The sequence below is a fragment of the Klebsiella sp. F11 genome (genome assembly GCF_056712265.1).
Map to the genome: position 1 here is coordinate 4,682,314 of NZ_CM160060.1, position 23,337 is coordinate 4,705,650.

The 23,337-nt window shown below is 59.0% G+C and carries 19 protein-coding genes; 10 read left to right on the top strand and 9 right to left on the bottom strand.

Going from position 1 to position 23,337, the window contains the following annotated elements; all coding sequences use genetic code 11:
- Window positions 1-96: 96 nt before the first annotated feature.
- Together rapA and rluA are read left to right on the top strand one after the other, a co-directional pair.
- Entirely contained in the window at window positions 97-3,003 is a 2,907-nt protein-coding gene (rapA, locus tag AC1M2H_RS23025) for an RNA polymerase-associated protein RapA (RefSeq protein ID WP_480149195.1), read from the top strand.
- A 12-nt stretch (window positions 3,004-3,015) separates the two neighbouring features.
- Window positions 3,016-3,675 carry a bifunctional tRNA pseudouridine(32) synthase/23S rRNA pseudouridine(746) synthase RluA gene (gene rluA, locus AC1M2H_RS23030; protein ID WP_480149196.1) on the top strand — a complete coding sequence of 220 codons (660 nt, stop codon included), beginning with the start codon at window positions 3,016-3,018 and terminating at the stop codon, window positions 3,673-3,675.
- A gap of 61 nt (window positions 3,676-3,736) precedes the next feature.
- On the opposite strand, the gene citX is transcribed toward rluA, so the two are convergent.
- Together citX and AC1M2H_RS23040 are read right to left on the bottom strand one after the other, a co-directional pair.
- Window positions 3,737-4,225 carry a citrate lyase holo-[acyl-carrier protein] synthase gene (gene citX, locus AC1M2H_RS23035; RefSeq protein WP_480149197.1) on the bottom strand — a complete coding sequence of 163 codons (489 nt, stop codon included), beginning with the start codon at window positions 4,223-4,225 and terminating at the stop codon, window positions 3,737-3,739.
- A gap of 169 nt (window positions 4,226-4,394) precedes the next feature.
- Window positions 4,395-5,762: a 2-hydroxycarboxylate transporter family protein gene (locus tag AC1M2H_RS23040; protein WP_480149198.1), complete on the bottom strand. Its 1,368-nt coding sequence runs from the start codon at window positions 5,760-5,762 to the stop codon at window positions 4,395-4,397.
- Window positions 5,763-6,049: 287 nt separating this feature from the next.
- Here AC1M2H_RS23040 and AC1M2H_RS23045 point away from each other — a divergent pair, with 287 nt between their 5' ends.
- The gene (locus AC1M2H_RS23045; RefSeq protein WP_480149199.1) at window positions 6,050-7,675 is read left to right on the top strand and encodes an ATP-binding protein; all 1,626 of its coding nucleotides are present in this window, start codon (window positions 6,050-6,052) and stop codon (window positions 7,673-7,675) included.
- Window positions 7,665-8,363, top strand: a complete 699-nt coding sequence (locus AC1M2H_RS23050) for a response regulator (RefSeq protein WP_480149200.1) — start codon at window positions 7,665-7,667, stop codon at window positions 8,361-8,363. Before AC1M2H_RS23045 ends, AC1M2H_RS23050 begins: the two co-directional genes overlap by 11 nt.
- 30 nt (window positions 8,364-8,393) lie before the next feature.
- Here the strand turns inward: AC1M2H_RS23050 and djlA are convergent, their stop codons facing one another.
- Window positions 8,394-9,221 carry a co-chaperone DjlA gene (djlA, locus tag AC1M2H_RS23055; protein WP_464414917.1) on the bottom strand — a complete coding sequence of 276 codons (828 nt, stop codon included), beginning with the start codon at window positions 9,219-9,221 and terminating at the stop codon, window positions 8,394-8,396.
- Window positions 9,222-9,465: 244 nt separating this feature from the next.
- Between djlA and lptD the strand changes: the two genes are divergently transcribed.
- The 6 genes from lptD (at window position 9,466) to apaH (ending at window position 16,375) form a co-directional block, all read left to right on the top strand.
- Entirely contained in the window at window positions 9,466-11,811 is a 2,346-nt protein-coding gene (gene lptD, locus AC1M2H_RS23060; RefSeq protein ID WP_480149201.1) for an LPS assembly protein LptD, read from the top strand.
- Window positions 11,812-11,865: 54 nt separating this feature from the next.
- On the top strand, window positions 11,866-13,152 hold the full coding sequence (gene surA, locus AC1M2H_RS23065; RefSeq protein ID WP_480149202.1) for a peptidylprolyl isomerase SurA: 1,287 nt from the start codon (window positions 11,866-11,868) through the stop codon (window positions 13,150-13,152).
- Between the two features lie 182 nt (window positions 13,153-13,334).
- Entirely contained in the window at window positions 13,335-14,324 is a 990-nt protein-coding gene (gene pdxA, locus AC1M2H_RS23070; protein ID WP_480149204.1) for a 4-hydroxythreonine-4-phosphate dehydrogenase PdxA, read from the top strand.
- Window positions 14,321-15,142: a 16S rRNA (adenine(1518)-N(6)/adenine(1519)-N(6))-dimethyltransferase RsmA gene (gene rsmA / locus AC1M2H_RS23075; RefSeq protein ID WP_480149205.1), complete on the top strand. Its 822-nt coding sequence runs from the start codon at window positions 14,321-14,323 to the stop codon at window positions 15,140-15,142. Before pdxA ends, rsmA begins: the two co-directional genes overlap by 4 nt.
- A gap of 2 nt (window positions 15,143-15,144) precedes the next feature.
- Window positions 15,145-15,522 (top strand): Co2+/Mg2+ efflux protein ApaG, encoded by a 378-nt coding sequence (gene apaG, locus AC1M2H_RS23080; protein ID WP_041144010.1) that lies wholly within the window; start codon window positions 15,145-15,147, stop codon window positions 15,520-15,522.
- A gap of 4 nt (window positions 15,523-15,526) precedes the next feature.
- Complete coding sequence (apaH, locus tag AC1M2H_RS23085) at window positions 15,527-16,375, top strand: bis(5'-nucleosyl)-tetraphosphatase (symmetrical) ApaH (RefSeq protein WP_480149206.1); 849 nt, start codon at window positions 15,527-15,529, stop codon at window positions 16,373-16,375.
- Window positions 16,376-16,456: 81 nt separating this feature from the next.
- Here the strand turns inward: apaH and folA are convergent, their stop codons facing one another.
- The 6 genes from folA to AC1M2H_RS23115 form a co-directional block, all read right to left on the bottom strand.
- Window positions 16,457-16,936, bottom strand: a complete 480-nt coding sequence (folA, locus tag AC1M2H_RS23090; protein ID WP_095103835.1) for a type 3 dihydrofolate reductase — start codon at window positions 16,934-16,936, stop codon at window positions 16,457-16,459.
- Between the two features lie 167 nt (window positions 16,937-17,103).
- A complete protein-coding gene (gene kefC, locus AC1M2H_RS23095; RefSeq protein ID WP_480149207.1) occupies window positions 17,104-18,969 on the bottom strand; it encodes a glutathione-regulated potassium-efflux system protein KefC in 1,866 nt (621 codons plus the stop codon).
- Window positions 18,962-19,492, bottom strand: coding sequence for a glutathione-regulated potassium-efflux system oxidoreductase KefF (kefF, locus tag AC1M2H_RS23100; RefSeq protein ID WP_480149208.1), 531 nt, complete (start codon window positions 19,490-19,492; stop codon window positions 18,962-18,964). Before kefF ends, kefC begins: the two co-directional genes overlap by 8 nt.
- A gap of 95 nt (window positions 19,493-19,587) precedes the next feature.
- Window positions 19,588-20,892 (bottom strand): MFS transporter, encoded by a 1,305-nt coding sequence (locus AC1M2H_RS23105; protein WP_480149209.1) that lies wholly within the window; start codon window positions 20,890-20,892, stop codon window positions 19,588-19,590.
- Between the two features lie 71 nt (window positions 20,893-20,963).
- Complete coding sequence (locus AC1M2H_RS23110) at window positions 20,964-21,914, bottom strand: 2-hydroxyacid dehydrogenase (RefSeq protein WP_480149210.1); 951 nt, start codon at window positions 21,912-21,914, stop codon at window positions 20,964-20,966.
- A gap of 210 nt (window positions 21,915-22,124) precedes the next feature.
- Window positions 22,125-23,117, bottom strand: coding sequence for a LacI family DNA-binding transcriptional regulator (locus AC1M2H_RS23115; RefSeq protein WP_480149212.1), 993 nt, complete (start codon window positions 23,115-23,117; stop codon window positions 22,125-22,127).
- Window positions 23,118-23,337 lie beyond the last annotated feature (220 nt).

Sequence of the window (23,337 nt, forward strand, 5' to 3'; positions counted from 1 at the left end):
CCTTTCCACTCCTGGCCTCAATTTTGATCTCTCTCCAGCCTATTTGGAGATGATCAACTATTGCCTGCAATTTAAGAACTAAAGAGCCGAACACATATGCCTTTTACACTTGGTCAACGCTGGATTAGCGACACAGAGAGCGAACTGGGATTAGGGACGGTAGTCGCGTTGGATGCGCGCATGGTTACCCTTCTTTTCCCCGCCATCGGCGAAAATCGTCTGTACGCGCGCAATGACTCCCCGATCACCCGCGTGATGTTTAATCCAGGCGACACCATCACCAGCCACGAAGGCTGGCAGCTCCAGGTTGACGAAGTTAATGAAGAGAACGGCCTGCTGGCCTATATCGGTACCCGTCTGGATACCGAGGAGACCAACGTGGTCCTGCGTGAAGTGCTGCTCGACAGCAAGCTGGTTTTCAGCAAGCCGCAGGATCGCCTGTTTGCCGGGCAGATCGACCGCATGGACCGTTTTGCGCTGCGCTACCGCGCGCGTAAATATCAGAGCGAGCAGTACCGGATGCCGTGGAGCGGCCTGCGCGGCCAGCGTACCAGCCTGATCCCGCACCAGCTGCACATCGCTCACGACGTTGGCCGTCGCCACGCCCCGCGCGTGCTGCTGGCGGACGAAGTCGGGCTCGGTAAAACCATTGAAGCCGGAATGATCCTGCATCAGCAGCTGCTGGCCGGCGCCGCCGAGCGGGTGCTGATCGTCGTGCCGGAAACCCTGCAGCACCAGTGGCTGGTCGAAATGCTGCGCCGCTTCAACCTGCGCTTTTCGCTGTTTGACGACGAGCGCTACGCCGAAGCGCAGCACGACGCCTATAATCCGTTTGAAACCGAGCAGCTGGTGATCTGCTCCCTGGATTTCGTGCGCCGCAGCAAGCAGCGCCTTGAGCACCTGTGCGACGCCGAATGGGATCTGCTAATCGTCGATGAGGCGCACCACCTGGTGTGGAGCGAAGAGGCGCCGAGCCGCGAATATCAGGCGATTGAGCAACTGGCCGAGCGCGTGCCGGGGATCCTGCTGCTGACCGCCACGCCGGAGCAGCTGGGCATGGAGAGCCATTTCGCCCGTCTGCGCCTGCTGGACCCGAACCGTTTCCACGACTTCGCCCGCTTCGTTGAAGAGCAGCAGAACTACCGCCCGGTGGCCGACGCCGTAGCCCTGCTGCTGGCGGGCAACAGGCTGAGCGATGCCGACCTGAATATGCTCGGCGAGCTGATCGGCGAGCAGGATATTGAGCCGCTGCTGCAGACCGCTAACAGCGATCGCGACGGGGCGCCCTCCGCGCGCCAGGAGCTGATCTCCATGCTCATGGACCGCCACGGCACCAGCCGGGTCCTGTTCCGCAACACCCGTAACGGCGTCAAAGGCTTCCCGAAACGCGAGCTGCACACCATTCGCCTGCCGCTGCCGATACAATACCAGACGGCCATCAAAGTCTCCGGCATTATGGGCGCGCGTAAAACCGCCGAAGAGAGCGCGCGCGACATGCTCTACCCGGAGCAGATCTATCAGGAGTTCGAAGGCGATAGCGGAACCTGGTGGAACTTCGACCCGCGCGTCGAGTGGCTGATGGGTCACCTGACCAGCCACCGTTCGCAGAAGGTGCTGGTGATTTGCGCCAAAGCCGCCACCGCGCTGCAGCTGGAGCAGGTGCTGCGCGAGCGGGAAGGCATTCGCGCCGCGGTATTCCACGAAGGGATGTCGATCATCGAACGCGACCGCGCCGCGGCGTGGTTTGCCGAAGAGGACACCGGCGCGCAGGTGCTGCTGTGTTCTGAAATCGGCTCCGAAGGCCGTAACTTCCAGTTCGCCAGCAACCTGGTGATGTTCGATCTGCCGTTCAACCCGGATCTGCTGGAGCAGCGTATTGGCCGCCTGGATCGTATTGGCCAGGCGCACGAAATTCAGATCCACGTGCCGTATCTGGAAAAAACCGCCCAGTCGGTACTGGTCCGCTGGTATCACGAAGGGCTTGATGCCTTCGAGCACACCTGCCCGACCGGCCGTACCGTTTACGATAGCGTCCATGACCAGCTGATTAACTATCTTGCCGCGCCGGAAACCACCGACGGTTTCGACGAGCTGATTAAAGCCTGCCGCCAGCAGCACGACGCGCTGAAAGCGCAGCTGGAGCAGGGCCGCGACCGCCTGCTGGAGATCCACTCCAACGGCGGCGAAGGGGCGCAGGCGCTCGCCGAAAGCATTGAAGAGCAGGATGACGACACCAGCCTGATCGCCTTTGCCATGAACCTGTTTGATATCGTCGGTATCAACCAGGATGACCGCGGCGAAAACCTGATCGTGCTGACCCCGTCCGATCATATGCTGGTTCCGGACTTCCCGGGCCTGCCGGAGGACGGCTGCACCATCACCTTCGAGCGCGACGTCGCTCTCTCCCGCGAAGACGCGCAGTTCGTCACCTGGGAGCATCCGCTGATTATCAACGGCCTGGACCTGATCCTTTCCGGCGATACCGGCAGCAGCACCATCTCGCTGCTGAAGAATAAGGCGCTGCCGGTCGGGACGCTGCTGCTCGAGCTGATTTACGTCGTCGAAGCCCAGGCGCCGAAGCAGCTGCAGCTTAACCGCTTCCTGCCGGCCACGCCGGTACGCATGCTGCTGGATAAGAACGGCAACAACCTCGCCGGCCAGGTGGAGTTTGAGAGCTTCAACCGCCAGCTGAGCGCCGTTAACCGCCATACCGGCAGCAAGCTGGTCAACGCGGTGCAGCAGGACGTTCACGCGATCCTGCAGCTCGGCGAAGCGCAGGTCGCGAAGGCCGCTCAGGCGCTGATCGACGCGGCGCGCGATGAGGCTAACGACAGGCTGTCGGCGGAGCTGTCGCGTCTGGAAGCGCTTAAGGCGGTGAACCCGAACATCCGCGATGACGAACTGTCGGCCATTGAGAGCAATCGTCAGCAAGTAATGGATGCGCTGGCCCAGACCGGCTGGCGTCTGGATGCGCTGCGTTTAATCGTCGTCACTCACCAGTAACGGAACGCGAATATGGCGATGGAAAACTACAATCCGCCGCAGGATCCCTGGCTGATTATCCTCTATCAGGATGAGCACATTATGGTGGTCAACAAGCCGAGCGGCCTGCTGTCCGTGCCGGGGCGCCTGGAGGAGCATAAAGACAGCGTGATGACGCGCGTGCAGCGCGACTTCCCGCAGGCCGAGTCGGTTCACCGGCTGGATATGGCCACCAGCGGCGTGATTGTGGTGGCGCTGACCAAAGCGGCGGAGCGCGAGCTGAAGCGGCAGTTTCGCGAGCGCGAGCCGAAGAAGCAGTACGTCGCCCGCGTGTGGGGGCACCCGCAGCCTGCGGAAGGTCTGGTGGATTTGCCGCTGATTTGCGACTGGCCGAACCGGCCAAAGCAGAAGGTGTGCTACGAAACCGGCAAGGCGGCGCAAACCGAGTATGAGGTGCTGGAGTACGCGGACGATAACAGCGCCCGCGTGCGCCTGAAGCCAATTACCGGGCGCTCGCACCAGCTGCGCGTGCATATGCTGGCCCTCGGCCACCCGATTCTCGGCGACCGCTTTTATGCGACGCCGGAAGCGCTGGCGATGGCCCCGCGCCTGCTGCTGCACGCCGAGACGCTGACCATCACCCATCCCGCGTTCGGCAACGCGATGACCTTCCGCGCGCCGGTCGACTTCTGACCGCTGATTCCCCGGGCTACGGCGTCACGCCTTGCCCGGGCGATCCTCAGGCACGCATCCGTTAGTCGCGGGCAAACCAGGCGTCAATCATCTGTTCTACGTGAGCGGCCGACTGCTGCGGGTGGCGATCGTTGCTCTCGGCAGCAGACGGGCGGCTCTGCAGGCCGTCCGCCGGGCAAATCACTTCGATATTCCATAAACGCCCCAGCGGATGGGATTGCGTCAGCTCCGTGCACAGCGCGTTAATTTCACCGGCAGAGTGCTCAACGCACCACAGCGCTTCCGGCCCGGTTGGCAGCCACTGCACCTGACGATCCAGCGTTTGCCAGCGGTGTTTCCACAGCAGCTGATCGAAAGCCTGCAGCGCCACGCCCATCATATTGCGATAGCGGATGCTGTCTTTCTCCGCGCCCGGCGTCACCAGGGTGAGCGAAATAACCGGCTGCTGATAATGGGTTAACCAGTCGTTCTGACGAGCTTCACGCTGCGCTTTCACCGCCAGCAGGTTTTCAACGCTGGCGCCCGCACGGGCGGGAGTATCCACGGACATTAATTCCTCTCCTTCACTAAATAAAATAACGGCGGCAGGGGCCGTCGCGATAACGGATTTCGCTGCTGATTGTATCGCTAAATGCACAGAATTTAGCGATACAGGACAAAGAAATTTTCTTCGTCCTGTGGTGCGAAATAGCAGTTTTTCCTGTTAGCGCAGAACTAAATCACGCCATGAAGTGGCTAAGAAATAGCAGCCCCAGAGAGACATTGATCGCGCCGCCGATGCGGGTGGCGATTTGGGCGAACGGCATCAGGTTCATGCGGTTGCCGGAGGTCAGAATCGCCACGTCGCCGGTTCCCCCCTGGCCGCTCTGGCAGCAGGAGACGATCGCCACATCGATCGGGTGCATACCAATTTTTTTACCGACAAAGAACCCGGTCGCCACCAGCGCGGAAACGGTGCAGATAATCACCAGCAGATTAGTGATAGTAAAGGCGTTAACCAGCTCCTGCCACGGCGTAATGGCGACGCCAACGGCAAACAGAATCGGATAGGTCACCGCCGTGCGGAAGAACTTATACACCACCTGAGAGCCCTCCTGCAGGCGCGGCGATATGCCGTTAGCCAGCTTCAGCAGCACCGCCAGGAACAGCATGCCCACCGGCGCCGGCAGGCCAATCATCTTCTGGCCCAGCATCCCAAGCATATAGAGCAGCACCGCCAGCAGCGCCCCGGACGCCAGGGTCGCCACGTCCGTTTTGCCGCCGAAGCTTTCGTCACCGGAATCGTTGCGCTGCGCTTCGTTGCTGCGGTTCGGCATCAGCTGGCCTTCGCCGGTCAGATGCGGGAAGCGCTTGCCCAGCTGGTTCAGGCTGCCGGAGATGACAATCGCCGTCAGGCTGCCCAGCATAACCATCGGCAGGACGCGGCCTAACGCGACGCCCTGATCCATATGCATCAGCGCGGCGTAGCCAATCGACAGCGGTATCGCCCCTTCCCCTACGCCGCCGGCCATAATCGGCAGGACGATAAAGAAAAATACCTGGAACGGCTCCAGGCCTAATGCCGTCCCGACGCCAACGCCGACCAGCATGCCGACAATTTCACCGCACACCATCGGGAAGAAAATGCGCAGAAAGCCCTGAATCAGCGTGGTGCGGTTCATGCTCATTATGCTGCCGACGATAATGCAGCAGATATAGAGATAGAGAATATTGGTCGACTTGTAGAATTTGGTGGTGGATTCCACCACCACGTCCGGCAGCAGGCCGTAGTGGACCAGCGCCGAGGGAATAAAGGTCGCACAGATTGCCGCCGCGCCGAGCTTGCCGAGCACCGGCAGGCGCTTGCCAAACTCGCCGCAGGCAAAGCCAAAAAAGGCCAGCGTCGCCACCATCACCACAATGTCGCTCGGCAGCTTGCCGCCCAGACAGTCAAGGGCAATTAAGCCGCCAGCCAGCAGGAACAGAGGCAGCGGGATAATCCCGACTTTCCGGTTGTCCATAACGTGCCACCAGCGCTGTTTCAGCGTGGCCTTTGGGGTGTCGATGGGGTCGAGGGTCGCAGAGAATGCATTGTCTGTGGTGCTCATAGGTTTAGCCCTTTAGTTATTATCCATCTTCAGACTAGGGGGGAATAAGCCGGCTTAATGTGAGGATCGCCAGATTAAAAATGAAGTTTTAATGGGCACTATGGTTTTTATGGTTTCTATTCCCGGCGTGATATATCTCTGATTTATTAGCGTGGTTTTTATGGTTTTTTGTCGTCAGCGCTATAGATCATTTATAAATAGGCTTCGCGGATCGTTTCCGTTCCCTGACCCCGGCGCAGGCGGCCACTCGTTTCTTGCCCGCCTTACTGAGACTCTGAACAAAGCCTATGAAAGTTTCCTTTCAATTTAAGCTGTTTATTTCCCTGGTGGCGTTTTTCTCGATCCTGTTCGCCCTGCTGGGCGTTTATTACTATTTCGATGCCAGCCATCAGCTTTATCAGGAGATGAGCACCCGCGCCCAAATACAGGCCGAAGAGATCGCCCTGATGCCCAATTTACGCCAGCAGGTTGCCCGCAAGGACCCGCAGGGAATAAAAACCTTTATGCAGGAAATCGCCGCCCGCAGCGACGCCAGCTTTATTGTTATCGGCGACGCGCGGGGCGTGCATCTGTTCCACTCCGTGCACCCGGAGTGGATCGGCACCCGGCTGGTGGGCGGCGATAATCAGGCGGTGCTGGAGGGGCAAACTATTACCACCATCCGCAAAGGCGGGCTCGGGGTTTCGCTGCGCAGCAAGGCGCCGATACGTAACGACGCGGGCCAGGTGGTGGGGATTGTTTCCGTCGGCTATCTGACCAGCTATCTCGAGAGCGTTACGCTGCAAAAAGTCATCAATATCTTCGTCGCCGCCGTGCTGCTGCTGGTTGCGCTATTTATCTTCTCCTGGTACTTCACCCGCAGCATCAAAAAGCAGATCTTCTCCCTGGAGCCGCGGGAGATCGGCCTGCTGGTGCGCCAGCAAAAGGCGATGATGGAGTCAATTTATGAAGGGGTTATCGTCATCGATCATACCCGCCGCATTAACGTCATTAACCACGCCGCCCGCAGCCTGCTCGGCCTTAGCCAGCCCGCGCACCGGCTGCGCGGGCAGTCTATCGATAGCGTCATCGTCCCGCAGCCGTTTTTCGCCAGCGGCGAGATGCTGGAAAGCGATACGCACGATGAGCTATGCCGCTTCAACCAGCTCACCGTTCTTGCCAGCCGGGTACGCATCATGCTGGAGAACTCGCTGCAGGGCTGGGTGATCACCTTCCGCGATCGCGATGAGATCAACTCGCTTAGCGCCCAGCTCAGCCAGGTGAAGCGCTACGTGGATAACCTGCGCATCATGCGCCATGAGCAGCTGAACCGCATGACCACGCTTTCCGGTCTGCTGCATATGGGCCACTACGACGAGGCCATTCGCTATATTCAGGCGCAGTCGGAACACGCCCAGGAGCTGCTGGACTTTATATCATCCCGCTTTAGCTCGCCGACGCTCTGCGGCCTGCTGCTTGGCAAGGCCGCCCGGGCGCGGGAGAAAGGCGTCGCGCTGAGCTTCGATCCCGCCTGCCACATCGACCGGCCGCTGCCGTCATTAATCGAATCGGAGCTGATCTCGATTATCGGCAACCTGCTGGATAACGCCATTGAAGCCACCCAGCGCGCCGAACTGCCGCACGAGCCGGTTGAGGTGCTGATCCAGCTCAACGCCCGGGAGCTGATGATTGAAGTGGCCGACCGCGGCGTCGGGATTCGCCCGGAAATCCGCGATCGAATCTTTGAACGCGGCGTCACCACCAAAACCCGTGGCGATCACGGCATCGGCCTGTATCTTATTGAACATTATGTCACTCAGGCTGGCGGCACCATCGAGGTTGCCGATAACTCGCCGCGCGGGGCCATCTTTACGCTATTTATCCCCGCCGACGGTCCGGCCCACCCGCCACAAGGGGCAAACTATGCATCATGACCTGGTCGATGTGCTGATCGTCGAAGATGAGAGCGAGCTGGCGCGGCTCCACGCCGAGCTGATTCAAAAACACCCGCGCATGCGGCTGGCGGGAATGGCCGCCTCCCTCACCCAGGCGCGGCAGATGCTCAACGCCCGTCCGCCGCAGCTGGTGCTGCTCGACAACTATTTACCCGACGGCAAGGGGGTGACGCTGATAACCGACCCGCTGCTGGCAAACGCCAACTGTTCGGTGATTTTTATTACCGCCGCCAGCGACATGGAAACCTGCAGCCTCGCCATTCGCAACGGCGCCTTCGACTACATCCTGAAGCCGGTGTCGTGGAAGCGCCTGAGCCAGTCGCTCGAGCGCTTCGTTCAGTTTTATGACCAGCAGCGGGAATGGAAGATTGTCGATCAGCAAAACGTGGATTCGCTATATCAGCTGCAGGCGAAAAACTATCGCGCCGATAGCGGCAGCAAAGGAATTGAAGAGAAAACGCTGGCGCTGGTGCAGAACCTGTTTAGCGGGCGGGAAGAACACTGCTTTTCGGTCGATGAGGTGGTGAACGACGCCGGGCTGAGTAAAACAACCGCCCGCCGCTATCTGGAGCACTGCGTGGAAACGGGCTTTCTGGAAGTGGAGATGCTGTACGGCAAAATTGGCCATCCGCGGAGGATGTACCGCCGCGCCAGGAGCCCGTCCTGATGCCTCTCCCCGGCGGGAGAGGCCGTTAACTCAGAAGCCGCGCTGCTCTTTGACCAGCTCCCAGGCCTTCTGAATATCCTGCGCTTTCTGCTTCGCCATCTCCATCATTTCCGGCGGCAGGCCCTTCGCCACCAGCTTATCCGGATGGTGCTCGCTCATCAGCTTGCGGTAGGCGCGCTTGACGGTCGCCGCGTCATCGGTCGGCTTCACGCCCAGCACGTTGCAGGCGTCCTCAAGGGTCGGCCCGCGCTGCGCCTGCTGCCAGCCGCCCTGGCCGCGGCCCTGGTATCCGGAGTGCTGCTGCGAACCGCCGCCAAACTGGGCCCCGCCCTGCATCATGCGCAGGAACTGCTCAAACTGGGCGCGGGAGATCCCCAGCTCGTCGGCGATGACGAACAGAACCTCGCGTTCATTAGGATGCAATTCGCCGTCGGCGAAGGCCGCCTGCAGCTGAATTTCCAGAAACATCCGAATCAAATCAAAGCGGCCGAAGCAGACGCTACGCAGCTGGCGCATTTTCTCACGCAGCGGATAATCGTCTGATTTCCCTACGCGAAACGCCTGCTGCGCCGCCGTGCGCGACTCGCCGTGCAGATTCATGCGATCCATCAGAATGCTGGCGACGTGAATATCGGCTTCGGTCACGCGACCTTTCGATTTGGTCAGATGGCCCATCACCTCGAAGGTGGTGGAGAAGAACAGCGACTGCCGCTCCTGCTGGTTAGCAAAAACGTTGATCCGCCGATGGCGCGCGCGATCGAATATGTGGCCGACCAGCAGGCCCAGCACCACGCCCCAAAAGCCCGCGCCCATCATCAGCGCCACCGCAACCCCAATTATTTTTCCCAAATACTGCATAGACTCCCCAAACTTTACGCCGCCAGTTAAGCTATATATGACCGCACGTTACAAAGCACTGACGCTTCGGTCAATTGTGGGACATAGCCTATAATTTGCTTTATCATACTCGTCATTCTACACGGTGCCTAACGCTCGGGACTGAAACGGGCAGGATTAACACTAGCGCGATCAGGATGAGTACGTTAGGCTCTGACCGTTTGCAAGCCGCTGCCACAAGATGACGGAACAACAAATACAACGTATGAAAAAACGTATTCCCAGCCTCCTGGCCACCATGATCGCCAGCGCCTTGTATAGTCAACAGGGCCTCGCTGCCGATCTCGCCACGCAGTGTATGCTTGGCGTCCCAAGCTATAATCGTCCCCTCGTAGAAGGCAAAACGAACGAGCTGCCGGTGACGATCGATGCCGATCATGCGAAGGGCAACTATCCGGATAATGCCACATTCACCGGTAACGTCGATATTAACCAGGGGAATAGCCGTCTTCAGGCGGATGAGGTTCAGCTTCATCAGCAGCAGGCTGCGGGCCAGCCTCAGCCCGTGCGCACGGTCGATGCGCTGGGCAACGTTCACTATGACGATAATCAGGTCATCCTCAAAGGGCCGAAAGGCTGGTCAAACCTGAACACCAAAGATACCAATGTCTGGGAAGGCGATTACCAGATGGTCGGCCGTCAGGGCCGCGGCAAGGCCGATCTGATGAAACAGCGCGGTGAAAACCGCTACACCATTCTGGAAAACGGCAGCTTTACCTCCTGTCTGCCGGGTTCTGACACCTGGAGCGTCGTCGGCAGCGAAGTTATCCACGACCGCGAAGAGCAGGTGGCGGAAATCTGGAACGCGCGCTTTAAGCTCGGCTCGGTGCCTATTTTCTACAGCCCCTACCTGCAGCTGCCGGTAGGCGATAAGCGTCGTTCCGGCTTCCTGATCCCTAACGCCAAATACAGCACCAAAAATGGCGCGGAGTTCTCTCTTCCTTACTACTGGAATATCGCGCCTAACTTCGACGCCACCCTGACGCCGCACTATATGAGCAAGCGCGGCGGCGTGATGTGGGAAAACGAATTCCGCTATCTGACCAAAGCCGGCGCGGGCCTGTTCGAGTTCGACTATCTGCCGTCCGATAAAATTTACCAGGACGATCACTCCAGCGACAGCAACAGCCGCCGCTGGCTGTTCTACTGGAACCACTCCGGAGTTATCGATCAGGTATGGCGCCTGAACGCCGACTATACCAAGGTCAGCGATCCGGACTACTTTAACGATTTCAGCTCAAAATACGGCTCCAGCACCGACGGCTACGCCACGCAGAAATTCAGCGCCGGCTACGTCAACCAGAACTTCGACGCCACCGTGTCGACCAAACAGTTTCAGGTCTTTAACCGCCAGTCGAGCAACTCCTACGCCGCTCAGCCGCAGCTGGACGTTAACTACTACCAGAACGACGTTGGGCCGTTTGATACCCACCTGTCCGGCCAGGCGGTGCACTTCGTCAACAGTAACGCCAACATGCCGGAAGCGACCCGCGTTCACTTCGAGCCGACGATCAATCTGCCGCTGTCCAACGGCTGGGGCAGCATCAATACCGAAGCCAAGCTGCTGGCGACCCACTACCAGCAGAGCAACCTCGACGACTACAACGCGGCGAACAATGCGGACTACAAAGAGTCCGTTAACCGCGTGATGCCGCAGTTCAAAATCGACGGCAAAATGGTCTTCGAGCGCGATATGCAGGAGAGCTTTACCCAGACTCTGGAACCGCGCGTGCAATACCTGTACATCCCGTATCGCGACCAGAGCCATATCGGTTCTTACGACTCCACCCTGCTGCAATCGGACTACAGCGGCCTGTTCCGCGACCGCTCCTACAGCGGCCTGGACCGTATAGCATCCGCAAACCAGGTGACCACCGGCGTCACGTCTCGCGTATATGATGCAGCCGCCGTTGAACGTTTTAATATTTCCGTTGGTCAAATCTATTATTTCACCGAGTCCCGTACCGGTGATGACAACATCAACTGGGAGAATAACGACACAAGGGGTTCACTGGTTTGGGCCGGAGATACTTACTGGCGCATCGCCGATGACTGGGGTTTACGCGGGGGAATTCAGTACGATACGCGTCTGGATAACGTCGCAACCGGTAACGGCACCGTTGAATACCGTCGCGACGAAAACCGCTTAGTCCAACTTAACTATCGTTACGCCAGCCCGGAATACATTCAGGCAACCCTGCCTTCGTATTCAACCGCTGAGCAGTACAGAAACGGTATTTCTCAGGTGGGTATGACCGCCAGCTGGCCTGTTGTCGATCGCTGGTCCGTTGTCGGCGCATACTACTTTGATACCAATACCAAAAAGAGCGCCAACCAGATGTTAGGGGTCCAGTATAACTCCTGCTGCTACGCGATTCGCCTCGGCTATGAACGCAAGATCAACGGCTGGGATAACAGCGGTAACGGCGAGAGCAAATACGACAATACCTTTGGCATCAACATTGAGCTACGCGGTCTGAGCTCCAACTACGGTCTCGGCACCCAGCAGATGCTGCGTTCGAACATTCTACCGTACCAGAACTCCCTGTGATGTGGCTGGTTTAAAACGTAATCCGCCTTTGCGGTTAATTGAAATGGAAAAAGTATGAAGAACTGGAAAACGCTGCTTCTCGGTATCGCCATGATCGCGAATACCAGTTTCGCTGCCCCACAGGTTGTCGATAAAGTAGCGGCTGTCGTCAATAATGGCGTTGTTCTTGAAAGCGACGTCAACGGCCTGATGCAATCGGTTAAGCTTAACGCCGGCCAGGCCGGTCAGCAGTTGCCGGATGATGCCACCCTACGTCATCAGATCCTCGAAAGACTGATTATGGACCAGATTGTTTTGCAGATGGGCCAGAAGATGGGCGTGAAAATCTCTGACGACCAGGTCGATCAGGCGATTGCCAACATCGCGAAGCAGAACAATATGACCATGGATCAGATGCGCAGCCGTCTGGCCTATGATGGTCTGAACTTTGCCACCTACCGTAATCAGATTCGCAAAGAGATGCTGATTTCAGAAGTGCGTAATAACGAAGTGCGTCGCCGCATTACCGTGCTGCCGCAGGAAGTTGAATCGCTGGCAAAACAGATTGGCGATCAGAACGATGCCAGCACCGAGCTGAACCTGAGCCACATCCTGATTCCGCTGCCGGAAAACCCAACCTCCGACCAGGTAGCCGCCGCGCAGGATCAGGCGAATTCTATCGTTGAGCAGGCGCGCAGCGGCGCGGACTTCGGCAAGCTGGCGATCAGCTACTCTGCCGACCAGCAGGCGCTGAAAGGCGGCCAGATGGGCTGGGGCCGTATTCAGGAGCTGCCGGGGATCTTCGCCCAGGCGCTGAGCACCGCGAAGAAAGGCGACATCGTCGGCCCGATCCGCTCCGGCGTTGGCTTCCATATCCTGAAGGTCAACGACATGCGCGGCGAAAGCAAGAATATCTCCGTTACCGAAGTCCACGCCCGCCACATTCTGCTGAAGTCGTCGCCGATCATGAACGATGCCCAGGCGAAGGCCAAGCTGGAACAGATCGCTGCGGATATTAAGAGCGGCAAAACTACCTTCGCGAAAGCCGCGAAAGAGTTTTCTGAAGATCCGGGCTCTGCTAACCAGGGCGGCGATTTGGGCTGGGCAACCACCGATATCTTCGATCCGGCGTTCCGCGATGCGCTAATGCACATGAGCAAAGGCCAGACCAGCGCTCCGGTGCACTCCTCCTTCGGCTGGCACCTGATCGAGCTGCTGGACACCCGCCAGGTTGACAGAACCGACGCGGCGCAGAAAGATCGCGCCTACCGGATGCTGATGAACCGTAAGTTCTCGGAAGAAGCGGCGACCTGGATGCAGGAACAGCGCGCCAGCGCTTACGTCAAAGTTCTGAGTAACTAATTTACCGCCCGATACGCCAGCCGTTCCACGCGTATCGGGCGGCAAGCGCATAGCGCCCCAGGCTGACCGATGAGCCGCCGGGGCGCTGCCGCTGACCGCAACGTTGCCTGCGACGGCCCAAAACGGGCGAGGCTCATGGATGAACCGCCAACGGCGTAGCCAACCAGGAAATAGCCTGAAGGATGAAGCGTATGAATCGTGTTGTCATCACTCCCGGGGAACCTGCCGGGATTGGGCCTGACCTCGTCGCGCAGCTTGCGCAGAGAGACTGGCCGGTTGAACTGGTGGTTTGCGCCGATGGCGCGCTGTTATCTGACCGAGCCCAACGGCTCGGTCTTCCTTTATCGCTTCAGCCCTACGACCCGTCCCGCCCCGCCGCCCCGCAGCGCGCCGGCACCCTGACCCTGCTTCCCGTCCCGCTAAACGCCCCGGTAACGCCCGGCGTGCTGGAGGTGCGCAACGGCAGCTACGTGGTAGACACCCTGGCGCGCGCCTGCGACGGCTGCCTGAACGGCGAGTTTGCGGCGTTAATTACCGGGCCGGTTCATAAAGGCAATATCAACGACGCCGGGATCGCCTTCACCGGGCATACCGAGTTCTTTGAAGAGCGTTCCCAGGCCAGTAAAGTGGTAATGATGCTGGCCACGGAAGAGCTTCGCGTCGCGCTGGCGACCACCCATCTGCCGCTGAAAGCGATCAGTGACGCCATTACCCCCGACCTGCTGCGCGAAGTCATCACCATCCTTGAGCACGATCTGCGGCACAAGTTTGGTATTGCCCAGCCACATGTGCTGGTGTGCGGTCTGAACCCGCACGCGGGAGAAGGCGGCCATATGGGCACGGAAGAGATCGACACCATCATTCCGGTACTGGAAGAGATGCGCGCTCGGGGGATGAATCTCAGCGGGCCGCTGCCGGCGGATACCCTTTTTCAGCCCAAATATCTCGACCATGCCGATGCGGTGCTCGCGATGTACCACGATCAGGGCCTTCCCGTGCTAAAATACCAGGGCTTTGGCCGCGGCGTGAACATTACGCTCGGTTTACCCTTTATTCGAACCTCCGTTGACCACGGCACCGCCCTTGAACTGGCGGGCCAGGGGAAAGCGGATGTCGGCAGTTTTATCACGGCGCTTAATCTCGCCATTAAAATGATTGTTAATACGCAATGAATAATCGAGTCCATCAGGGCCACTTAGCCCGTAAACGCTTCGGGCAAAACTTTCTCAACGATCGGTTCGTGATCGACAGTATCGTCTCAGCCATTAATCCACAGAAGGGCCAGGCGATTGTCGAAATCGGCCCGGGCCTGGCCGCGCTGACCGAGCCGGTAGGCGAACGTCTGGACGCGCTCACCGTTATCGAGCTGGACCGCGACCTCGCCGCCCGCCTGAAAACGCACCCGTTCTTAGGGCCAAAGCTGACCATTTATCAGCAGGATGCCATGACCATGAACTTCGGCGAGCTGTCGCAGAACATGGGTCAGCCGCTGCGCGTGTTCGGCAACCTGCCTTACAACATCTCCACGCCGCTGATGTTCCACCTGTTCAGCTATACTGATGCCATTGCCGACATGCACTTTATGCTGCAAAAAGAGGTCGTCAATCGCCTGGTTGCCGGTCCGAACAGTAAGGCGTATGGTCGACTGAGCGTGATGGCGCAATATTACTGCCAGATAATCCCGGTGCTTGAAGTTCCGCCGACCGCCTTTACGCCGCCGCCTAAAGTCGATTCCGCCGTGGTGCGCCTGGTGCCCTATCGCACGCTGCCGCATCCGGTGAAAGAGGTTCGCGTACTGAGCCGAATCACCACCGAAGCGTTCAACCAGCGGCGGAAAACGATTCGCAATAGCCTCGGCAATCTGTTCAGCGTTGAAGTGCTGACCGAGCTGGACATCGACCCGGCGCAACGTGCAGAGAATATTTCCGTGGCGCAGTATTGTCAGCTAGCTAACTGGTTAACTGAAAACTCGCCCACCAAGGAGAGCTAACCATGATCAATTCGCCCCGAGTTTGTGTACAGGTACAGAGCGTCTATATCGAATCGCAATCTTCTCCGGAAAACGATCGTTACGTCTTCGCTTATACCGTCACCATCCGCAATCTGGGGCGGAGTCAGGTTCAGCTTCTTGGCCGCTACTGGCTGATCACCAACGGTCACGGTCGTGAGACCGAGGTGCAGGGTGAAGGGGTTGTCGGCGAGCAGCCGCATATTCCCGCTGGCGGGGAGTTTCAATACACCAGCGGCGCGGTTATCGAAACGCCGCTGGGCACCATGCAGGGACATTACGCCATGATCGACGTGAACGGCGCGCCGTTCTCCGTCGACATCCCTGTTTTCCGTCTCGCAGTACCAACGCTCATTCACTAAAACCATGTCTACATACCTTATTGGCGACGTTCACGGTTGCTACGATGAACTGATCGCATTATTAAAGCAGGTGGCGTTTACCCCCGGCAGCGATACGCTATGGCTTACCGGTGATTTAGTCGCCCGCGGCCCGGGCTCGCTGGAGGTTTTACGCTACGTAAAATCCCTTGGCGACAGCGTGCGTATTGTCCTTGGCAATCACGATCTCCATCTGCTGGCGGTCTTCGCCGGCATTAGCCGCAACAAGCCGAAAGATCGCCTGAAGCCGCTGCTGGAAGCGCCGGATGCCGATGAGCTTCTCAACTGGCTGCGTCGCCAGCCGCTGATGCAGATTGATGAAGAGAAAAAGCTGGTGATGGCCCATGCCGGCATCACGCCGCAGTGGGATCTGCCAACGGCGCAGCAGTGCGCGCGCGATGTAGAAGCAGTGCTCTCCAGCGACTCCTATCCGTTCTTCCTCGACGCCATGTATGGCGACATGCCCAATAACTGGAGCAGCGAGCTGAGCGGCCTTGCGCGACTGCGCTTCATCTCCAACGCCTTTACCCGCATGCGCTACTGCTTCCCGAACGGACAGCTGGATATGTATGCCAAAGAAGCGCCGGAGGATGCGCCGGCGCCCCTGAAGCCGTGGTTTACCATCCCCGGACCGGTGGCGAACGAGTACAGCATTGCGTTTGGCCACTGGGCTTCGCTGGAGGGGCGCGGGACGCCTGAGGGCATTTATGCGCTCGATACCGGCTGCTGCTGGGGGGGAGATCTCACCTGCCTGCGCTGGGAAGACAAGGCGTACTTCACCCAGCCGTCAAACCGGCAGAAGGATCTGCATGAAGGTGAGGCGGTCGCCTCCTGAGAAACATCCCGGATAGCTGCGCGTTATCCGGGTTATCTGGGAAGCCCTGTTCCCGGAAGCTCGACGCTACCGGGAAGTGGCTTAGCGGCGTTCGAGAACTTCGAAGCAGTAGCTATGTGAGTTCTGTGCATCGGCGTCGTGGAATTCGCTGAATACCGATTCCCACTGGTCCGGATCGTAATCCGGGAAGTGGGTGTCGCCTTCCACTTCAGCATCAATATGCGTCAGGTAGAGCTTATGGGCTTTCGGCAGGAACTGCTCGTACACGCGGCCGCCGCCGATCACCATCATCTCTTCAACGTCGCCGCAGGCGGCAATGGCTTCATCAACCGATTTAACCCACTGCACGCGATCGTCACTCCCGGGCTGGCTGCTGATGACGATATTTTTACGGCCAGGCAGCGGACGACCAATAGATTCCCAGGTCAGACGCCCCATAATTACCGGCTTGTTTAACGTATTACGTTTAAACCAGGCGAGATCGGCAGGCAGGTTCCATGGCATGGCGTTTTCCATACCAATGACGCGATCCACCGCTAACGCCGCAATCAGACTGATCATTGAATATTTCCCAAATACAAAAAATTGCCGCCACTATACGGAAAGCATAATACTTCGTCGACTGGACGGAGAGTAAAGAATACGAAAATTTTCGCATTTGCTGGCAGGCCCACGTCAGCCTCGCGGGCCGCCAGATTAGAACGATGCGCTATACCTTAGGCGATGCCTTAAGCTGAAGGCTTATTCTCCGGCTCATCGGCGATATCACCCGTATGCCTGCCCTCTTCCGTCCCCTGCCAGCCGTGGCGCTGAACAAGCGACAGATGGGCGCGATCTTCGTTGATGATGCCAGTCAGCATATCGCTGGTGCGCTTAAAGACCGCCACGCGGGAGGCCGGATCGTTGCCCGCGATCTCCACCATCTCTTCCACCATTTTGATATTGAAGCGGCGGAACAGATCGGCGCGCTCGCGCGCCTCATAGGCGCCGAGGCCCAGGGCCTCAAGCGCCGTGCGCCCGGATTTCAGCGCCGCCTCGAAGGTTTCACGCTCGGGCGCCTCGACCCCGGCCTGGCGCAGCTGAATATAGTGGTCGATATCGCGGGCCCGCGAGATAATTTGCAGATGCGGGAAGCGCTCTTTCGCCAGCTCAACCAGCTGCAGGCTGGTCTGCGGATCGTCGATAGCGTTGATCAGCACTTCCGCTTTTCCCGCCCCCGCCGACTCCAGCAGATCGTCCCGCGTCGCGTCGCCGTAGAACACCTTCATATCAAATTTACGCAGCGTCTCAACGTGGTCAGGATCGTGGTCGAGGATAACCATCTTCACGCCGCCGGAGAGCAGCACGCGGCCGACGATCTGCCCGTAGCGGCCAAAGCCGGCGACAATCACCCGCGGCTGCTCCTCATCAATCTCATCGGCCTCGCGCTCCTGGCCGGAGGAGGATTTCTCCAGCCGGGTCAGCAGCACCAGCAGAATCGGCGTCGCCGCCATCGACAGCGCCACCGTCAGGGTCAGCGCCTTCGCCCATTCACTATCCAGCACCTCGGCCATCTGCGCGGCGCCGAATACCACAAAAGCAAACTCGCTCCCCTGCCCCAGCAGCACCGCAAACCAGCGGCGCTGGGCGCGCGGCACGCCGAGAGGTTTCGCAATCAGCCACAGCATGAGGGCTTTGATAGCCAGGAACCCGGCCAGCAGAATCAAAATGCGCAGGGGATGGCTCACCAGGGTGCCAAAATCCACCGACATCCCGACGCCGATAAAGAACAGCCCCAGCAGCAGGCCCTTGAACGGTTCAATATCGCTTTCCAGCGCGTGGCGGTACTCGGAGCTGGCCAGCAGCACCCCGGCGAGGAAGGCGCCCATCGCCATCGACAGCCCGACCTCCTCCAGCAGCAGCCCAAAGCCAAAGACCAGGAACAGGGCCACGGCGCTGAACACCTCCCGCAGGCCGGAGCGGGCAACGAAGCGCAGCACCGGCCGGGTCAGGTAGCGACCGAGCACTACCACCAGCGCCAGCGCGCCCGCCACTTTTAGCGCCGACAGGGCGAACGCCCACAGCGTGGTGGAGCCGCCGCTGCTGGCCAGCAGCGGGATCATCGCCACCAGCGGGATGGCCGCGATATCCTGAAACAGCAGCACCGCAAAGGCGCTACGCCCCATTTGCGACACCGTCAGGTTGCGTTCATTCATGGCCTGCATCGCGATCGCTGTAGACGATAGCGCCAGCGTCATGCCGATCAGCTCCGCCACCTGCCAGCGCATGCCCAGCAGCATGCAGAACAGGCCAATCAGCGCCCCGCAGGCCGCCATCTGCAGCGCCCCGCCGCCAAATACCGAGGCCCGCAGCTTCCACAGGCGCTGCGGGTCGAGCTCAAGGCCGATCACGAACAGCATCAGCACCACGCCGATTTCGGCGAAGTGGAGGATCGTCCCGGCGTCGGTCACCAGCTTCAGCCCCCACGGACCGATAATACAGCCGGCGATCAGATAGCCCAGCACCGAGCCGAGGCCAAGGCGGACGGCAATCGGAACGATCAGCGCGGCGGATCCGAGATAGATCAGCGCCTGTATCAGTGTATGGCTATCCATTGTGCGCCTCCTGCCATTCGATTAAGCGTTGTCGATAGCGGCGCGCCTGCGCCTGGAGGGTTTCATCATCGCAGATAAAAGTGCAGTGCATCGCAAACGGCGGCAGCCACGTCATCCCGCAGTACAGTCCGGTGGCCTGCAGCGGCTGGGCCAGCACCTCAAAACCGGGGAAGGAGCCAATATCGAAGTGGCTTTCGCCGCCGCCGGTGGTAACCGCCCATAGCAGCGATTTGCCGCGCAGCGCGATGCCGTTATGGCCGTAGGCCCAGCCGTGCGAAAGCACCTTGTCCATCCACAGCTTTAGCAGCGGCGGGACGCTGTACCACTGTAAGGGATGCTGCCAGATAACCAGATCCGCGCGGGCCAGCGCCGCCTGTTCGGCGGCGACATCGATATTAAAATCGGGGTAAAGTTGATAAAGGGAGCGTATCTCTACGCCGTCCAGCGTCCCTGCCTGCTCAAGCATCCGCTTATTCGCATGCGAGTGATGCGGATAGGGATGGGCATAAATTATCAGAATCATTGATTAGCCTGCGTTAACTCTTGTTGTAATCAGCAAGAGTGTAGTCAGTTAATCGAAACGCTTACAATGATAACTGTGATTTATGCCGCCTTAGCCTACGCGTTGCGCGGCTGCTTGCTGACGCTGACCTCGGGCTCGCTGACCGCAAGGTCGCAGCGTTTCGGCAGCAGGAAGGTCATGGTTCCGGCAATGATCAACGATCCGGCAAGCGCGCAGACCGCCACGTTTTGCCCGTAGAAATAGATCATCACGCCCACCAGATAAGGGCCGCAGAAGCCGCCGAGGTTGCCGAGGCCGTTAATCACCCCGCGCGCGCTGCCGGCCACTTCCGCTGAGGCAATCCGTCCCGGCATCGACCAAAACGGACTGGTGGCCGATTTCAGGAAGAAGCCGCAAATCACCAGCGCAATATAGGCCGCCACCACGTGTTCGCGCAGCACCACCGACGCCACCAGCGCCGCGGCGAAGCTGTACAGCGAGAAGCGAACCCACAGCCGACGCTTGCCGCTGCGATCGCTAAATAGTGAAATCACATAGATCCCGGCGAGGGTCGCGACGAACGGCAGCACCGCCAGCAGGCCAACGCTGGCCATATTGCCGCCGGTCAGCCCTTTAAGAATGGTCGGCAGCCACAGGGTGTAGCCGTAATCGCCGGTCTGGTAGAAGAAGTTGAGGATCACCAGCTTCATCAATCCGGAATTGCGGAACACGTCTTTTACCGGCGCGTTGCTCACCGCATCTTCCGCCAGCTTTGCCGCCCGCTCGGCGGCGAGGGTGGTGACCAGATAGTCGCGCTCCTTCTCCGGCAGCCAGCGGGCCTCTTCCGGGCGGTCGCTAATCATGAACCACCACACCGCCAGCACTACCAGCGACAGCAGCCCTTCGATAATAAACAGCCAGCGCCAGTCGAGCGCGGCAATAATGGCGCCGGAAACCGGGGCGGTCAGCATGCCGCCCAGCGGGGCAAACATCATGACAAAGGCGTTGGCCCGGCCCAGCTCTTTTTCCGGGAACCAGTTGCTGACCATCGTCAGGACCACCGGCAGCATTCCGCCTTCGGAAACGCCGAGAATAAAGCGCAGCACCAGCAGCTGATATTCGTGGGTCACAAAGCCGGTGGCCACCGATACTATCGCCCAGGCCACCAGCGACCAGGCAATAAAACGTTTTCCACTGCCGTTAACCGCAATTCGCCCGCCGGGTATTTGCAGAAATAAATAGCCGATAAAAAATATACCGCTGGCAACGCCGGCCATCTGGCTGGTAATACCTAAATCCTCTTCCATGCCGCCGGGCAGAGCAAAACTAATATTAACCCGATCCATAAACGAAATAATACAGGCGATCAGCACCGGCGTAATAATACGCAGCCAGCGGGTGCCGGGAATTTTATCATTCATATTTCGCACTCTCTATGCAGAGGTTATTGTTGTCATTAAATTAAAGTCGGGTACAGAAATAAGAGCGGTAATTAATTAATCGCGTTGGGCAGCGGCTTGCCGGCAAAATAGGCGGCAACGTTAGCAAACACCACATCGCTCATTTTCTGCCGGGTTTCATGGGTTGCGCTGGCCACGTGCGGCTGCAGGACCACATTATCGAGCGCAATCAGCTCGGCGGGAACCCACGGTTCGTCTTCAAAGACGTCAAGAGCGGCCCCGGCGATAACACCATCCTGTAACGCCTGAATCAGCGCCTTTTCGTCGACCAGCGACCCGCGGGCGATGTTGATAAGCCACGCCCGTTTCGGCATCACGTTAAAGACGGAGGCATCGATAATCCCACGGTTGGCTTCACCGCCCGAGGCGGCAATCACCAAAAAATCGCTTTCATGGGCCAGGGTATGCAGATCGGCGCAGCGCTGATAATCGGGTTCGGCCACCGGCTTACGGTCGGAATAGAGCACCTGCATATCAAAACCGCGGGCGCGGCGGGCGATGGCCTGGCCGATATTGCCCATCCCCAGAATGCCGATGCGCTTGCCGCTGACCTGGGTCGCCAGCGGCAGGCCGCCGTTCAGCCAGCGCCCTTCGCGCACAAAGCGGTCGCCCTGAACCAGCTGACGCGAGCCGGCCAGCAGCAGCCCCATCGCCAGGTCGGCGACATCGTTGGTCAGCACGCCGGAGGTAATGGAGACGGCGATCTGCCGGGAGCGAGCATACGCTAAATCCACCGCGTCGGTGCCGACGCCGAAGATAGCGATCAGGCCTGCGTGCGGCAGCAGCTCCAGCACGGCGTTCTGCACGCCGACGTCCCCGCGGGTGACGACGGCCGCCACGTTCTCCCCCTGTTCGCGCAAAAAGGCGATCGGATCGTCCTGCTCGTACAGGCGCAGCAGCGGGAATTCAGCGGCCAGCTGCTCCTGTAAGGTCTCAATAACGGGGGCCACTAAAAGGACGGCTCGGGTAATAGCACTATTCATCGGATCACCTGTTTGAAGTTTCGTAACGACTGTAGCCACTATCAAACGGGTTTTTGGCGCAGCGTTTTGCGATCTGCATCACGCTGAATCGTGTTAAAAATAGCTGTTACGCCCTGCGTGATCGCTAAGACAAAACCCGCGGATAGCGGGCCTCGAGCGGATCGTACGTTAACGTTCTGCTAACACCGCGCTATCACCGCACCGGGGGCGCTAGATGGTCTCCCCCATCGACAGGCGATAGTGCAGATCGACCTTTTCAATGGTGGGCAGTCCTTTGATTTTTTTAATTAATATCTCCGTTGCGACCTTGCCCATTTCGAAGCGCGGCGTCAGCACGCTTGCCAGGCGTGGGGAGACAATCTGACCGATCTCCAGGCCATGAAAACCGGCTATCGCCAGCTCTTCAGGCACATTGATACCCGATGCCAGGCACTCCTGTAACACGCCAACCGCCAGATCGTCATTGGTGCACAGAATGCCGTCCATGCGGGCGTACATCTGGCGCGCCAGGGTCATCATGCCGGTACCGATCGAAACCGACGACACCTTATTCGGCGCGATACGCCCCACCGCCAGCCCGGCATTTTCCATCGCCTGGCAGTAGCCGGCGTAGCGCTGCTCGTCGCGCACGTCGGACATCGCGCCAAAATAGACGATCTGCCGTTTACCGCTGGCCAGCAGCATATTGGTCATATCGAACCCGGCCTTGAAGTTGTCAAAGCCCACGTTGATTCGCCCCGGGTTCTCCGCCAGCCCCATAACTTCCGCGACGGGGATTTTCGCCGCATTGAGGTACTTATCGGCCCGCAGGGTGTGAACAGATTCGGTCAGCAGCAGGCCTTTGACGTTAAAGGCCAGCACGGCGGCAATCTGCTCCTCTTCGCGCTGGCGGTCATAATCATAGTTCACCACCAGCGTCTGGTAGCCGTGGGCAGCGGTAACCGATTCGATACCGGCCAGCAGGTCGGCAAAAATTTGGTTATGAAAGGAGGGGATCAGCACGCCGATGCGCGGTACGACGGCGCCGATCATCGCCGGATTATCGGGATCGGGCTCATAGCCAATTTCCGCGATCACGCCGGCGATGCGCTCCGCCGTCTCCGGTTTGACTTTATCCGGGGTGCGTAAATAGCGGCTGACGGTCATTTTGGTTACGCCGGCCAGCGCCGCAATATCATTGAGCGTTATGCGTTGTGCTTTCATCTACCTGCCCGTCAAATACGTCCACTGCATCAGGCCATTATGCCTGCCGCTGAACAAAAAGAGAATCGCACCTCACTATCGTTAACCCCTTGAGTAACGGTAATTTACGCCCGGCTTCACGTTTAATGTAACCCCTTTTCGTAACACCGTTTTGAGTGATCTCCATCACGGTTTTACCCGGCGAAAATCCGTGAGATAGAGCACAGGTTCTTCGCTTCGC

Coding starts and splice junctions, on each gene's coding strand:
- rsmA (WP_480149205.1), top strand. CDS start 14,321: ATGAATAATCGAGTCCATCAGGGCCACTTAGCCCGTAAACGCTTCGGG.
- djlA (WP_464414917.1), bottom strand. CDS start 9,221: ATGCAGTATTTGGGAAAAATAATTGGGGTTGCGGTGGCGCTGATGATG.
- rapA (WP_480149195.1), top strand. CDS start 97: ATGCCTTTTACACTTGGTCAACGCTGGATTAGCGACACAGAGAGCGAA.
- citX (WP_480149197.1), bottom strand. CDS start 4,225: ATGTCCGTGGATACTCCCGCCCGTGCGGGCGCCAGCGTTGAAAACCTG.
- AC1M2H_RS23045 (WP_480149199.1), top strand. CDS start 6,050: ATGAAAGTTTCCTTTCAATTTAAGCTGTTTATTTCCCTGGTGGCGTTT.
- lptD (WP_480149201.1), top strand. CDS start 9,466: ATGAAAAAACGTATTCCCAGCCTCCTGGCCACCATGATCGCCAGCGCC.
- surA (WP_480149202.1), top strand. CDS start 11,866: ATGAAGAACTGGAAAACGCTGCTTCTCGGTATCGCCATGATCGCGAAT.
- apaG (WP_041144010.1), top strand. CDS start 15,145: ATGATCAATTCGCCCCGAGTTTGTGTACAGGTACAGAGCGTCTATATC.
- kefC (WP_480149207.1), bottom strand. CDS start 18,969: ATGGATAGCCATACACTGATACAGGCGCTGATCTATCTCGGATCCGCC.
- AC1M2H_RS23040 (WP_480149198.1), bottom strand. CDS start 5,762: ATGAGCACCACAGACAATGCATTCTCTGCGACCCTCGACCCCATCGAC.
- rluA (WP_480149196.1), top strand. CDS start 3,016: ATGGCGATGGAAAACTACAATCCGCCGCAGGATCCCTGGCTGATTATC.
- AC1M2H_RS23105 (WP_480149209.1), bottom strand. CDS start 20,892: ATGAATGATAAAATTCCCGGCACCCGCTGGCTGCGTATTATTACGCCG.
- folA (WP_095103835.1), bottom strand. CDS start 16,936: ATGATCAGTCTGATTGCGGCGTTAGCGGTGGATCGCGTCATTGGTATG.
- kefF (WP_480149208.1), bottom strand. CDS start 19,492: ATGATTCTGATAATTTATGCCCATCCCTATCCGCATCACTCGCATGCG.
- apaH (WP_480149206.1), top strand. CDS start 15,527: ATGTCTACATACCTTATTGGCGACGTTCACGGTTGCTACGATGAACTG.
- AC1M2H_RS23110 (WP_480149210.1), bottom strand. CDS start 21,914: ATGAATAGTGCTATTACCCGAGCCGTCCTTTTAGTGGCCCCCGTTATT.
- AC1M2H_RS23115 (WP_480149212.1), bottom strand. CDS start 23,117: ATGAAAGCACAACGCATAACGCTCAATGATATTGCGGCGCTGGCCGGC.
- pdxA (WP_480149204.1), top strand. CDS start 13,335: ATGAAGCGTATGAATCGTGTTGTCATCACTCCCGGGGAACCTGCCGGG.
- AC1M2H_RS23050 (WP_480149200.1), top strand. CDS start 7,665: ATGCATCATGACCTGGTCGATGTGCTGATCGTCGAAGATGAGAGCGAG.